Here is a 12363-nt window from a genome sequence, read left to right on the forward strand (position 1 = left end):
CCCCTCATGCCTGCCGATCTTGCGGTCGTTTATTTAATGAAGAGATTCATTTTGACAAATGCCTTGGCTAGATCGATCAAGATAGCGTCGTCCTTGTCGTCGATTCCTTCTACCCCCGTCAACGTCTGCTTTACTCTTGACGGTATCGTAACCGTCGCCGTTACAAACGCCGTGAATGCGTAATCTCCCTTGCGGCCTGTTCTTTCATTTAAAAGGTTAGCGTCCCAGAACTCCACGAGTACTTCAGGCGTCGCATCACCTTCAAATTCGGCAGTCGAGAGTCTTACTTCATAATTAGCCATGTTCTCAATCCTCTTTTATTGGATTGAGATGCCAGTACCGCCAGCCTCTCCGGCACCTGTGTAAGTCAGGTTTTGTTACAAACGTAACCTGGCTTTACCAATCCAACAACTCAGCCACCTTCTTCCTGAAGGCCAGTGCCAGGTCGGTCAGAACTTCCTCGTCCCTTCCCAGTTCGCCGCGAATCTTGTGCTTGCCATGAGGGTGCAGCCTGACCCAGGCATGCTCTTGCAAATCATCGTTTTCATAAAATTCAATGGCTATTTCAGGATGGTCATGTTCCTCAATATCTTCAGCCCACAACCGAATCTCATACTTAGCCATCACCCACCTCGTTCTCAGGTAAATGCGCCAGTACCCGATAGCCGAGTTGGCGTTTCGCTACACTAGGCCTGAATAAAAATGGCGTCTACTGACAGAACTAACAGGTGGTTTTTTGTACAGGAAGGAAAAGCGTCTAACGATGGGGGAAATAGCGCTGATTAGTACAGTCTGGACAAGCGGCGGATGCCGCTTGTCCTTGAGCAGGTGTAAAGCGTCAGGCTGATGCCTGACGCCTGCGTTTCTCTGCCAGCACGCTGCGCCCGTAGAGCACGGCAATGGCTGTCAGGGCGATGGCCTGTGCACCGAGCGAGTACAGGTCGGCATGAATGCCCAGCCAGTCGAATTCGAAAAACGGCACTGGCCGGGTGCCGAAGATGCCAGCTTCTTGCAGGGCCTTGACGCCATGCCCGGCGAACACCACCGACAGCGCACACAGCAGCGCAGCGTTGATACCGAAGAACATTGACAGCGGCAGCTTCGCCGAGCCGCGCAGGATGACCCACGCCAGGCCGACCAACAGCACCAGTGCTGTGGCGCCACCCGCCAGCACGGCATCGTGTCCGGCGGGTCCTGCCTGCAACCACAGGGTTTCGTAGAACAGGATGACTTCGAACAGCTCGCGGTACACCGAGAAGAAAGCCAGTACCGCGAAGCCGAATCGGCCACCGCCGCCGACCAGGCTGCTTTTGACATAGTCCTGCCACGCGGCGGCATGGCGACGGTCGTGCATCCACACGCCAAGCCAGAGCACCATTACACTGGCGAACAGCGCGGTGGCACCTTCCAGCAACTCACGCTGCGCGCCGCTGACATCGATCACATAGGCAGCGAGGGCCCAAGTGCCCAGTCCTGCCAGCAAGGCGAGCGCCCAGCCGATGTTGACGCTGCGCACCGCAGACTGCTGCTCGGTGTTGCGCAGAAACGCCAGAATCGCTGCCAGCACCAGAATGGCTTCGAGCCCTTCCCGCAGCAGTATCAGCAGGCCCGAAATGTAGCTCAGCGACTGGCTGAGGCCGTCGCTGCCCAACAGCCCTGCCGACTCCTTGAGCCTGGCTTTGGCGGCCTCCAGCTTTTGCGCAACCTGCGGTAGCGGCATGCCATCCTGCAATGACTGCCGGTAAGCCATCAGGCTCTTTTCAGTGTCCTTGCGCACGTTGGCGTCGACGTTATCCAGAGAACTTTCGACCAGCTCGAAACCTTCCAGATAGGCCGCCACCGACAAATCATAGGCCTGCTCGCGATCACCCGCTTTGTAGGCCGCCAGACTCTTGTCGAGCGTCACGCTGGTGTAATCGAGCAGTTGCGCCGGGCCGCGCTGCACCTGTGGCGGGCGTGCACGCTGGGCGCGGAAGGTCGCGCTGGCATCCGGCCCCTCTGCCGCCTGAACTTCGGCGGGTGTCTGGCGAGCCAGATCGGCGATGTTGAAGGTTTTGCCTGGATTGGCGACCGGCTGTGCACTGAAACTGGCGATGTAGGTCGCGATATCCCAGCGCTGGCGGTCGTCCAGCTGGTCGGCGAACGCGGGCATGTCGGTGCCGGAAATTCCCAGCCCGGTTGCGTTGTAGAGGTCGTAAAGGCTCAGGCGATCCAGCCGCGCCGTGTCACGCAGGTTCGAAGGCGGCGGCTCCAGACCGATACCTGCCGGACCGTCACCTGCCCCGCTATCGCCATGACAGACCGAGCAATGCTGAGCGTACAAGGGCGCGCCACGGGCCGGGTCCGGGGTGATGGCCGGGGCCTGACTGACCTCATAGGCAAGCGCGAGCCGGGCACTCAACTGCCGCGCCTGACGAGCGACCTGCACACCGTCCAGCCGATACGTTACAGCGCTTTTCAGCTGCGATACGGCCTGCTCCAGATCAGCACGCTCTGCACGTCGTGGCAGGGCAAGCACGAGGCCTTGCAGCGCTGCGAGGTTGTCGATCTGCTGCTGATACTTGACGGTATTCACGACCTTGCCATCCGCCACGGTGGCCGGGTAGTCGGCACCCAGATAATCCAGCAGATGCAACGCCTGGGCTGCGCCCTCGACAGGTTCGGCCAGTGCGATGCAGCTGCACAGCGCCAGTAGCGGCACCAGCAGCCAGGCAAAATAACGAGAGCGGACGGGCATTGCAGAATCTCGACAGGAATGCGATGCGGTGCATTGTTAACGCCGCACGATCACTACTCAATAGTCGAGGTCCGTTTTTGTTACAGAATCTTACATTCAGCCTTACTAAGGCCCGAACAGGGCATGGCTCTGTTCGGGACTTGAAGGGGGCGAGGTGGCTCAGGCCGTGCCGCGATTCAGCGTTGCGAGAAACCCTGCTGCCCCGACGAACAGGCTGGCGAACGTGCGGTTCAGACGACGTTGCTGGCGAGGCGTTTTCAGCAGGCGCAGGACCTTCGATGCCAGGCCGGTGTAACCCGCCATCACGATCAGGTCGACCACCACCATGGTCGCCGCGATGATGACGTACTGGATAAACAGCGGAGCGGCCGGGTCAATGAACTGCGGCAAAATTGCCAGGATGAAAATCAGCGCCTTGGGGTTACTGATATTGACCAGAAAGCCGCGCATGACCAGCGTCGCCGGTTTGCCGACAGGGCGAACGGCCGATTCGTCACTCAGGTCGGTGGGCAGCGCGCGCCACTGTTTGATGCCGAGGTAGACCAGATACGCCACACCGAACCACTTGATCAGCGTGAACGCCATCTCGGAAGCCGCCAGCACTGCACCAAGACCCGCAGCGACAATCGCAATCTGTGCCACCAGCGCGATCTGCAAGCCGAGGGCATTCCAGTAGCCACGCCAGAAACCGTATTGCAGACCACAGGACATCGACGCAATAGCACCTGCGCCTGGTGAAAGACTGATAATCCAGCAGGCCGCAAAAAAGCCCAGCCACGTTTCAAGCGCCATCACGCACCTCAAGCAGAGTCGAATGCCCGATAAATTAGTGGTTAGCGCGTTGGAAGGCTAACTATTTTTAATCCTGCTCATCCGGCTGCTTCGCAACCACCATCTGCTGGAACAGGTCACTGCCGCGCCAGCGGCGTACCGCCTTCTGAAAGAACTGGCTATTGGGCACCTGAACCAGCGCTCCACCGGCTTCCTGGGTTTCGATCAGGGTGGTGAACATCAGATTGATAGCGACCACCCGGCCCTTTACACCGGGCTTGTCCAGCGTCTCGACCAGCTCGACCATGTCTCCGATACGGAACGGGCCGATGGTAAAGATCAGAATGGCGCAAAGCAGGTTCGACAGCACGCTCCACATGGCGAAGAACGCCACCGCCGCGACCGCGACAAAACCGGACAGCGCCGTCCACAACACGGTGGCCGAAACCCCGAGCCGGCCCAGGACGAAAACGAAAGCGCTGCCCATGATCAGCCAGCGCAAGCCACCGCGAACCGGTACCAGCAGCTCCGGAGGCAAAGGGTAACGCTCGCCCAGACCGGTCAGAAAACCACCCACGATGCGTTGCAATACGTAACCGGCCAGCAGGATCAGCAGAATCTGTACACCGATCAGCAGCGGTTCAAGCCAGTACGCGGATACCGGCAGGCCCAACATCTCCATCACTCTTTTGCCTCACTCACGACAATGCTTCCAGTTCGGCCTGCATTGATTCCAGCAGTTCCAGCGCCTGCATCCAGGCATCTTCCAGCTCGGACTCACGTACTTTCAGCTTTGCCTGCTCGGCCAGCAGATCGCGCAGCTTGTCCTTGTTGGCCGCCTCGTAGTTGGTGCTATCCGCCAGCGCCTCTTCGACCTTGGCGAGGTGTTCATTCACCACACCCAGATCACGCTCCAGCTTGTCGGCTTCACGCTTGTGCGGGGCCAGTTGCTGGCGCAAGGCTGCTGCCTGCTGACGCTGGGCTTTCTTGTCAGTCTTGTCGGCATTGACGGGCGTGGTGCTGACCGGCGCGTTGCGCAGTCGGTAATCGGCCAGCCAGCGCGTGTAATCATCCAGATCGCCGTCGAATTCCTGCACGCGGCCATCGGCTACCAGCAGGAAGTCATCGGTCGTGCTTTTGAGCAAGTGCCGATCGTGAGACACCACCAGTACCGCGCCGCCGAATTCCTGCAGGGCCATGGTCAGTGCCAGGCGCATCTCCAGATCCAGGTGGTTGGTCGGTTCATCGAGCAGCAACAGGTTGGGTTTTTCCCAGGCAATCAGCGCCAGCGCCAGACGGGCCTTCTCGCCACCGGAGAAATTCAGCACCGGCTCATCCAGGCGCGCGCCACGGAAATCGAAACCGCCGAGGAAGTCGCGCAGCGTCTGTTCGCGTTCAGTCGGTGCCAGGCGCTGCAAGTGCAGCAAGGGCGTGGCTTTGGCATCCAGCGAGTCGAGCTGATGCTGGGCGAAATAGCCGACGGTGAGGTTTTCACCCCTGACCAACCGACCACTCTGCGGCTCAAGCTCGCCAGCCAGATTTTTGATCAGCGTCGATTTGCCCGCGCCGTTGGGGCCAAGCAGACCGATGCGTGCGCCTGGCGTAAGTTGCAGCTTGACCTTCTCAAGGATGGTCTTGTCGCCGTAACCGAGACGCGCGTCGGACAGGTCCAGCAATGGGCTGGAAATCTTGTCGGACTCACGGAAAACAAAGTTGAACGGCGAATCGACGTGCGCGGCAGACAGCTCTTCCATGCGCTCCAGTGCCTTGATCCGGCTCTGTGCCTGGCGTGCCTTGGTGGCTTGAGCCTTGAACCGCGCGATGTATTTTTCCATGTGCGCGCGTTGCGCCTGCTGCTTTTCGTAGGCCTGTTGCTGCTGTGCCAGACGCTCGGCGCGGGCACGCTCGAATGCGCTGTAGCCACCGCGATAGAGTGTGATCTTGCGCTGCTCGACATGGGCGATGTGATCGACCACAGCATCCAGAAAGTCCCGATCGTGGGAAATCAGCAGCAATGTGCCGGGGTAGCCCTTGAGCCAGTCTTCAAGCCACAGAATGGCGTCGAGGTCCAGGTGGTTGGTCGGTTCGTCGAGCAGCAGCAGGTCCGAAGGGCACATCAGCGCTTGCGCCAGGTTCAGGCGCATACGCCATCCACCTGAGAAACTGCCGACTTGACGCTCCATCTGTTCGTTGGTGAAGCCCAGCCCGGCCAACAGCTTGCGTGCCCGCGCGTCAGCGGTGTAACCGTCGGCGCTGTCCAGCTCCGCATGCAGACGCGCCTGAGCGGCACCGTCCTGCGCGGCTTCTGCGTCGGCCAGCAGACGCTGAACCTCACGCAGACGCTCATCGCCATCGAGTACGTAGTCCACGCCCAGGCGTTCGAGCGTGTCGACCTCCTGGCGCATGTGCGCGATACGCCAGTCGGCGGGCAGCAGGCAGTCACCGGCATCGGGCGTCAGCTCTCCGCGCAGCAAGGCGAACAGGCTGGATTTACCGGCACCATTGGCACCGATCAGACCGGCTTTATGGCCGGCGTGCAGGGTCAGCTCGGCGTCTTCTAGCAGACGTTGCGGACCACGCTGTAAGGTAAGGCTTTGAAGTCGAATCATAATGGCGGCGGAGTCTACCAGCTTCGTCCTGAACAGGTGGATCACTATGCCTTCAGCGCTCTGGAGTTTCACCCTCGATTTCTACGCCCGGCCAGGCGTGGAACAGGCTTGTTTGACGCTGCAAGCCAACGGGGCCAACGTGTGCATGGTGCTTTGCGGGGTCTGGCTCGGTACACGCGAAGTGGCTTGCAATGCACAGCGGGTGGCGCAAATAAGACAAATAGCGACACCCTGGCACGATGATGTCGTGCGTCCACTGAGGGATTTACGCAATCAATGGCGTGTCGAGGCACATGAGGACGCGGTGCTGAAGGCGTTGCGAATGAAGGTCAAGGCGCTGGAACTGGAGGCCGAACAGAGCCTGATGATAAGGCTTGAGGCACAGGCCGGAGACTGGCCCGCGGGTGAGGCGAGAAACGCAGAAGACTGGCTGGTCGAGCTTGCTGACGGGGACCCGGAAAAAAACCGCGATGCGCTGCAGGTGCTGCGCATCGCGGTTGATCTTGCGGTCGACCAGACTTAGGAAGCGCTGGTTGGCGTTGCGCCGTTGGCAGGTGTTGCCGGTGCCGCGGTTGGCGCAGCAGGTGCAGACGTCGTTGGCTTGGCTGCAGCAGGTGCTGGTGTGGCCGGTTTGGCGGCAGCTGGCTTCGCTGCAGGCTTGGTTGCTGCTTTCACGGGGGCCTTGGCGGGTGCTTTGGCCGGGGCCTTTGCAGGTGCTTTCGCGGGTGCTTTCACCGGGGCTTTCGCCGCAGGTTTGGCAACCGGTGTTTTTGTAGCGGCAGGTTTGGCAGCGCTGCTTGCGGTCGTTTTGGCCGCAGGTGCTTTGGTGACAGCAGCTTTGGCAGCTGGCCTGGTGGCGGCAGGCTTGGCCGCAGCAGCGGGTTTGGCAGCCGCTGTTTTTGCAGTGGCGGGCTTGGCTGCTGCAGTTGCCCGTGCGGCAGGCTTGGCAGCCGCTTTGACCGGGGCCTTGGTTGCTGCAGGCTTGGCTGCGGGTTTGGCGACCGCTTTGGCAGCGGCCACTTTCACAGGTGCTTTCGCTGCGGTTTTTGCCGGCGTTTTTGCCGTAGCAGCGCCAGGCGCCTTGGCTACGGCTTTGGGGGCCGCTGGCTTGGCATTGCGAGTGGTCAGGATCTTGCCGACCGCCTCTTTCACACGGCCAATACCCTGGGCCAGCTTCAGGCTCTCTTGGGCATCGCGCTTGAGGTGCAGAATGTAGGTGCGGGTTTCGGTCTGACGATCCTTGAGGGCATCGAGCAGTTCTTCCAGCTCGGACACGGCGGCTTTGGCCTTGGCCTGCGCCTTGGATTTCCCGGCGGTGGCAGCGTCCTGCAGTTTGATGCGGGAGTTGTGCAGTTTTTCCTGCGCCTTGCCGCGTTGTTTCTCAAGCTTGGCGAGCAGTTTCTCGGCATCAGCCAAGGCTTGGGAACAGGCGTCTTCCAGATGTTCAAGCAAGCTGCCCGATAATTGTTGGAGCAAATGCAACGGAGTATTTACTGGCTTCTTTTTGGCCGACATGACTTACCTCCTGGGTGACGAAATTGCGGCTCATACTAGGCTTCTGCGCGCATCGCCGCTAGGGCATCTTGACAGCATCCAGGGGGCGCTGTTGCATAGTGCAAAAAATGATTGTCCGACACGATGCGCAGGCATTGTGAAATTCACTTCGCAAGACTCGTCACTACACGCGCTGGCGCTGGCATAATCGCTGCCTTCCCAGGCCGGAGAGCATTAATGTCGCGCTACCTGTTAACGTCGTTGTTCCTCTTGCTACCCCTGGCTCAGGCCGCCGAAGCGCCACCTGCGGCCAATGACGGTCACGATCTCGCCTACAGCCTGGGCGCAAGCCTCGGTGAGCGCTTGCATCAGGAAGTCCCTGACCTTGATCTCAAGGCCCTTGTCGAAGGTTTGAAACAGGCCTATCAGGGCAAGCCGCTGGCGCTCAAGCAGGAGCGTATTGACCAGATCCTGCGCGAGCATGACGCAGCGATTGCGCAGGCCGAGACCGCAGGCACGGACGCGCCTACCGAAGCAGCGCTCAAAGCGGAGCGCACCTTCATGGACAGCGAGAAGGCCAAGCCGGGCGTGAAGGTATTGGCTGACGGCATTCTCATGACCGAGCTGACGCCTGGCACGGGCCCCAAACCTGATGCCAACGGAAGGGTTGAAGTGCGTTATGTGGGGCGTTTGCCGGACGGTACGATCTTCGATCAGAGCACTCAGCCACAGTGGTTCCGGCTCGACAGCGTGATCAGCGGCTGGACCAGCGCACTGCAGAACATGCCGACGGGTGCGAAGTGGAGGCTGGTGATTCCGTCGGATCAAGCCTACGGTGCCGAGGGGGCTGGCGACCTGATTGATCCGTTCACACCGCTGGTATTTGAAATCGAGCTGATAGCCGTTTCTCAGTAAGCGGGTGTAGCACCGGAACCCAGACATGCGAAAGGGTGCAGAAGCACCCTTGGCGTTCGTAGCTTTTGCACCGGATTGCTCACGCCTGAGCGGCAATCTCTTCCTTGTGGGAATTGTGCAGTACTTCAATCAGGCAGTCTTCCAGCTCGAAACGCTCGTGCAGCAACTGCCCCAGCTGGTTGAACTCCTTGGCCACCACCGTGGCGTCCGAGCAGTCGCCTTTGTCGCAGCGATCATTGAACGCCAGCGCAAACTTGGTGATCACGTCCAGACGCGGATAGATCGTGTCCGCCAGCTCAAGGCCACGCTCGTCGTTGAACGCACGGGCTTCATTACCCAGTTGTTCGTACACCTCAAAGTGCCCGGCCGAAACGTAATCGACCAGAACTCCGCAGAAGTTTTGCAGGCCTTCGCGATCAGCCGCCAGCGCCTGGGGCGTATCGCCCAGCGCATCATAGGCCTCGATCAGTTCGAGACGACTTTGAAGCCAGCGATCAATCAGCTTATTGACTCCGCCCCAGCGTTCCTGAGCATTCTGACAACTTTCCAGCATGGTCTTCTCTCTTCCCTTCAGGGGCATGCGGTCCTGGGCCGGTCGCGGGAGTTAACCCGGACCTGGCCTGAATAGATGCGTCAGGACAGCATTTCCAGTGACGCGTGCGGCCCAGATTATGCCCGCTCGACAAGGCCATCAAGGTACGCAGGAGATAAAGTTCATACAAGCGTTTAATACTCGCCCCGATCCCTGGTAGCAAGCCAGTGACTGAATTCGCTGAAAAGAGGATACAGCGGTAACAGCGCAAGACCTGTAAATGCCAGCAGGCTCCACTCTGGCAGGCTGATGCCGAATAGCGTCCAGGTGATTTCGGCGCAAAACATTGCATCGCTTCGCAGCCGGTCAATGCACATGTCCAGAGAAAGCAGGCTCAGCACGTGCTCCAGTCTGGTAATGAAAGGTATCAATTGATCGGCCGAGGCGGTTTGCAGCCATACCTGGGCGGCCGCAGTGACAAGCCCGGCCAGTGCGATCAGCAGAAAACCCAGGCTGTAGCGACGCATGCCTGTCGGGCCAGGCGCATGGCAGGCAGCGCACAGCGCCAGCACACCGCAGACGATGAATCCGGCTCGCTGTACCAGACAGAGAACGCAGGGGTCTAGGCCGAAGGTTTGCTGCAGGTAGAAGGCGGTGCCAATGATTAATGCACAGGCCAGCGATGCCAGAAAGAACAGGAAGCGTGTGCGAGCCAGATACATGGCAAATCCGTAACAAAGGACGAGGCGATTACGGTAGAGGAAAGGGCGTGACGCATTCAAGGTGGCGGCGTACGGATACTTCGCTGTTTACCGAGGAAAACAAACACACCGCTGCGTGGTTCCTTTACACATCGACGTAGGACGATTCGCTCGCAGCTCGTCTGCTGGCCGCCGAGGCAGCACGGAGAGCCCTCGCACGGGGCTCTCCGGCAGATTCATGCCTTGGTCAGCGTCGGTACAGGCCGTGACAGAAAACGCTCGTCGAGTAGCCCCAGACCTTCCTGAAACAGTTTATTGCTGCGATCTGTCTCGCCCAGCTGGGCCAGCAGACGAGCCAGCTCTGCGCAGGTCTCGGGATTGCGTTCAAGACGCAGGCTGCTTTCCAGGTAGTCCCGTGCTTTACCCCACAATCGGCTTTGCAGGCAGATACGCCCCAAGGTCAGCAACAGGCTTGGGTCTGCCGGGTGATGCTTGAGCCAGCCCTCGGCCGTCTGCAGCTGTTTCAACGGATCGCTGCCGCGCACCAGGCCATACAGACGCGCCAGGTGGCTGTTGTACTCACGCTTCAGGGCGGTGCGAAGCACCTCTTCAGCCTGCGCTTCGGCACCCAGGCGGCGCAATTGATCGGCATACGCCAGCACCAGTTGCGGCTCCTGACGTTGCGCCGAAGCAAGTCCCTGCCAGGCGCTCTCCAGTGAAGGCAGCCCGGTGGGTGTACCTTCAATGCCGTCACGGTAAGCCGCCAGCGTCAGGTTCTCACCCCAGGCGCGACGCTCCAGTTCGGCCAGCTCCTTGGCTGGCAACACCTTGTCCTTGCGCAGCTCCGGCATCAGGCGGACAACGTCGGACCAGTCGCCGCGTTGCTGATAAAGACGCTGCAACTGGCGAAGCACCTGAGGGTTGTGCGGGTGACGCTCTTTCATCGCCAGCAACGTGGTGAGCGCACCTTCGGTATCGCCGCGATCCTGCTGCAATTGAGCGTGATTCAAAGCAATTGCCAGTTCGGCCTGCGGCTGGCGTTCCAGCGCCCGCTCCAGCAGCGCATCGCAGTCTTCGTAACGCCCCTGCTCATTGGCTGCGCGTGCGGCACCCAGGTAGTAAAGCAATGGATGGGCATCGGCTTCGGCCGCCCGTTGCAGATGGCGTTGTGCGCTGGCCCAGCGGCCCTCGGCAAGGTCCATCTGGCCATGCTCGATAGCCAGTTGCACACGGCGACGGCGGTTGCGACGCGACCAGGGGTTGACCACGCGGCCTGACGTCGTCAGTAACGTGACCACCAGCCTCAGCAGGGCGATTACCAGCAGAACCGCGACCAGCAGCGCCAGTGTCGCCCACAGGCTCGATTCATAGCGGAAGTTCTGATAGGCGATCAGTACGTAACCGGAGTGCTCGGCAACGGCGACACCGATCAGCGCCGCAGCGGCGATAGCGATGAACAACAGCACATAAAAGCGCTTCATCGGCTGGTCCCCTGTTGCGCCTCGGCTGGCTGGCCGGCGGCATGACGGCGTTCAAGGTATGCCTGCACCGAGCTCAGGCTTTGCGCCAGGTCAGGGGTCTTGACCGATACCGGCTGGCTGGCCAGGGCCTCAAGCCCTTGTGCAAGCACTTTGCTCTGAGGATCGTCCTGATCGAAGTTGGCCTTCAGAACGCTCTGCGCTTCGGTGATTGCCTTGGTGTATACCTGCGGCTCCCCGTTCAGTGCCGCCCACTGGGCCTGCTCCAGCGCCAGGCTCAGGGCCAGACGCACCTGCGAAAGGCTTTGACCTGCCAATACCGGACGGATGTCCTTGTCGGCGTTGAAATCGATACGGAAGTAATGGGAAATCTCGTCCCACCATTGCGACCATCGGCTTTGCTCGGTCTTGTCGTCGGTCAGCCCCAGCAGCGACTCGCCCTTGTCTTCGTATTCGGGTGCCAGCTTGTTGAGCTGAACAGCCTGTTCACGCAGAGCAGCCAGTTGCAGAAACAGCCCGGTGCGGTCTGGCTGCTCGACGCTGCGCAACGCGGCAAGGCTCTTGGCCAGTTGCTCGCGAGCCGCGAAGGAGCCAGGATCGTCCTGCTCACGCAGAATTTCGTCGGCGCCCTGGACCAGGGCCTGAGCACTGTTGATGTCCTGCAATGCCGAAAGGCGCAGGCTGGCCAGACGCAGCAAATGCTCGGCTTCTGCCAGACGCCAGTCCTTGCGGCTCGCGCCCAGCACGGTTTCAAGTCGCTGGCTGAGGCGCTGCTGATCGCCCTGCAATTGCGCCACAAGACGTCGACTGTCTGCCAGTTGGTCGGCGGGCGGGAATTGTGCGAGACGTGCACTCAACTGCTGGTCATTTTGAGCCAGCACCAGCGTCTGCTCGGCGATGTCTTCGACCTGGCCGCGCTGTTGCTGGTGGCCGGCCTGCAGCATGCGCAGTTGCCAGACTCCCCAGCCTGCAACGGCGATACCGGCGATGCCGAGCAGCAAGGCCAGGAATACCAAGCCGCTGCTGCGGCTGCCGGTCCGCTCGGTGCGTACAGGTTCAGGCTTGGATGCAGGCGTTTTCAACACCGATTCTTCGTCTTTAGGCAAGGCTGTTTCGCTCACGTATC

General features: G+C 60.3%; 13 protein-coding genes. 2 read left to right on the plus strand and 11 right to left on the minus strand.

Annotated elements, in window-relative coordinates:
- Positions 1 to 29: 29 nt before the first annotated feature.
- The 6 genes from MME58_RS26660 to MME58_RS26685 form a co-directional block, all read right to left on the minus strand.
- The gene (locus MME58_RS26660; protein ID WP_233591008.1) at positions 30 to 302 is read right to left on the minus strand and encodes a hypothetical protein; all 273 of its coding nucleotides are present in this window, start codon (positions 300 to 302) and stop codon (positions 30 to 32) included.
- Between the two features lie 94 nt (positions 303 to 396).
- Positions 397 to 624 (minus strand): hypothetical protein, encoded by a 228-nt coding sequence (locus MME58_RS26665; protein WP_054988217.1) that lies wholly within the window; start codon positions 622 to 624, stop codon positions 397 to 399.
- Positions 625 to 838: 214 nt separating this feature from the next.
- Entirely contained in the window at positions 839 to 2737 is a 1899-nt protein-coding gene (locus MME58_RS26670; protein WP_054988216.1) for a cytochrome c/FTR1 family iron permease, read from the minus strand.
- Between the two features lie 159 nt (positions 2738 to 2896).
- The gene (locus MME58_RS26675) at positions 2897 to 3529 is read right to left on the minus strand and encodes a LysE family transporter (protein ID WP_054988215.1); all 633 of its coding nucleotides are present in this window, start codon (positions 3527 to 3529) and stop codon (positions 2897 to 2899) included.
- A gap of 67 nt (positions 3530 to 3596) precedes the next feature.
- Positions 3597 to 4190, minus strand: coding sequence for a mechanosensitive ion channel family protein (locus tag MME58_RS26680; protein WP_055006061.1), 594 nt, complete (start codon positions 4188 to 4190; stop codon positions 3597 to 3599).
- Positions 4191 to 4206: 16 nt separating this feature from the next.
- Complete coding sequence (locus MME58_RS26685) at positions 4207 to 6117, minus strand: ATP-binding cassette domain-containing protein (protein ID WP_055006060.1); 1911 nt, start codon at positions 6115 to 6117, stop codon at positions 4207 to 4209.
- 46 nt (positions 6118 to 6163) lie between these two features.
- Here MME58_RS26685 and MME58_RS26690 point away from each other — a divergent pair, with 46 nt between their 5' ends.
- A complete protein-coding gene (locus MME58_RS26690) occupies positions 6164 to 6640 on the plus strand; it encodes a TIGR02444 family protein (protein WP_055006065.1) in 477 nt (158 codons plus the stop codon).
- Here MME58_RS26690 and MME58_RS26695 read toward each other — a convergent pair.
- Positions 6637 to 7632 carry an AlgP family protein gene (locus MME58_RS26695; protein ID WP_055006059.1) on the minus strand — a complete coding sequence of 332 codons (996 nt, stop codon included), beginning with the start codon at positions 7630 to 7632 and terminating at the stop codon, positions 6637 to 6639. The genes MME58_RS26690 and MME58_RS26695 overlap by 4 nt on opposite strands.
- Positions 7633 to 7848: 216 nt before the next feature.
- Between MME58_RS26695 and MME58_RS26700 the strand changes: the two genes are divergently transcribed.
- On the plus strand, positions 7849 to 8526 hold the full coding sequence (locus MME58_RS26700; protein ID WP_054988211.1) for an FKBP-type peptidyl-prolyl cis-trans isomerase: 678 nt from the start codon (positions 7849 to 7851) through the stop codon (positions 8524 to 8526).
- Between the two features lie 79 nt (positions 8527 to 8605).
- Here MME58_RS26700 and MME58_RS26705 read toward each other — a convergent pair whose 3' ends face one another.
- The 4 genes from MME58_RS26705 to MME58_RS26720 all read right to left on the minus strand — a co-directional run bounded on the left by MME58_RS26705 (position 8606) and on the right by MME58_RS26720 (position 12358).
- Complete coding sequence (locus MME58_RS26705) at positions 8606 to 9079, minus strand: Rsd/AlgQ family anti-sigma factor (protein WP_054988210.1); 474 nt, start codon at positions 9077 to 9079, stop codon at positions 8606 to 8608.
- Positions 9080 to 9252: 173 nt separating this feature from the next.
- The gene (locus tag MME58_RS26710; RefSeq protein ID WP_054988209.1) at positions 9253 to 9780 is read right to left on the minus strand and encodes a disulfide bond formation protein B; all 528 of its coding nucleotides are present in this window, start codon (positions 9778 to 9780) and stop codon (positions 9253 to 9255) included.
- A 215-nt stretch (positions 9781 to 9995) separates the two neighbouring features.
- Entirely contained in the window at positions 9996 to 11240 is a 1245-nt protein-coding gene (locus MME58_RS26715; protein ID WP_054988208.1) for a heme biosynthesis protein HemY, read from the minus strand.
- Positions 11237 to 12358 (minus strand): uroporphyrinogen-III C-methyltransferase, encoded by a 1122-nt coding sequence (locus tag MME58_RS26720; protein WP_241409113.1) that lies wholly within the window; start codon positions 12356 to 12358, stop codon positions 11237 to 11239. Before MME58_RS26720 ends, MME58_RS26715 begins: the two co-directional genes overlap by 4 nt.
- Positions 12359 to 12363: the final 5 nt, after the last annotated feature.

Origin of the sequence: Pseudomonas syringae pv. tagetis (assembly GCF_022557255.1) — a bacterium.
GTDB classification, from domain to species: domain Bacteria; phylum Pseudomonadota; class Gammaproteobacteria; order Pseudomonadales; family Pseudomonadaceae; genus Aquipseudomonas; species Aquipseudomonas caricapapayae.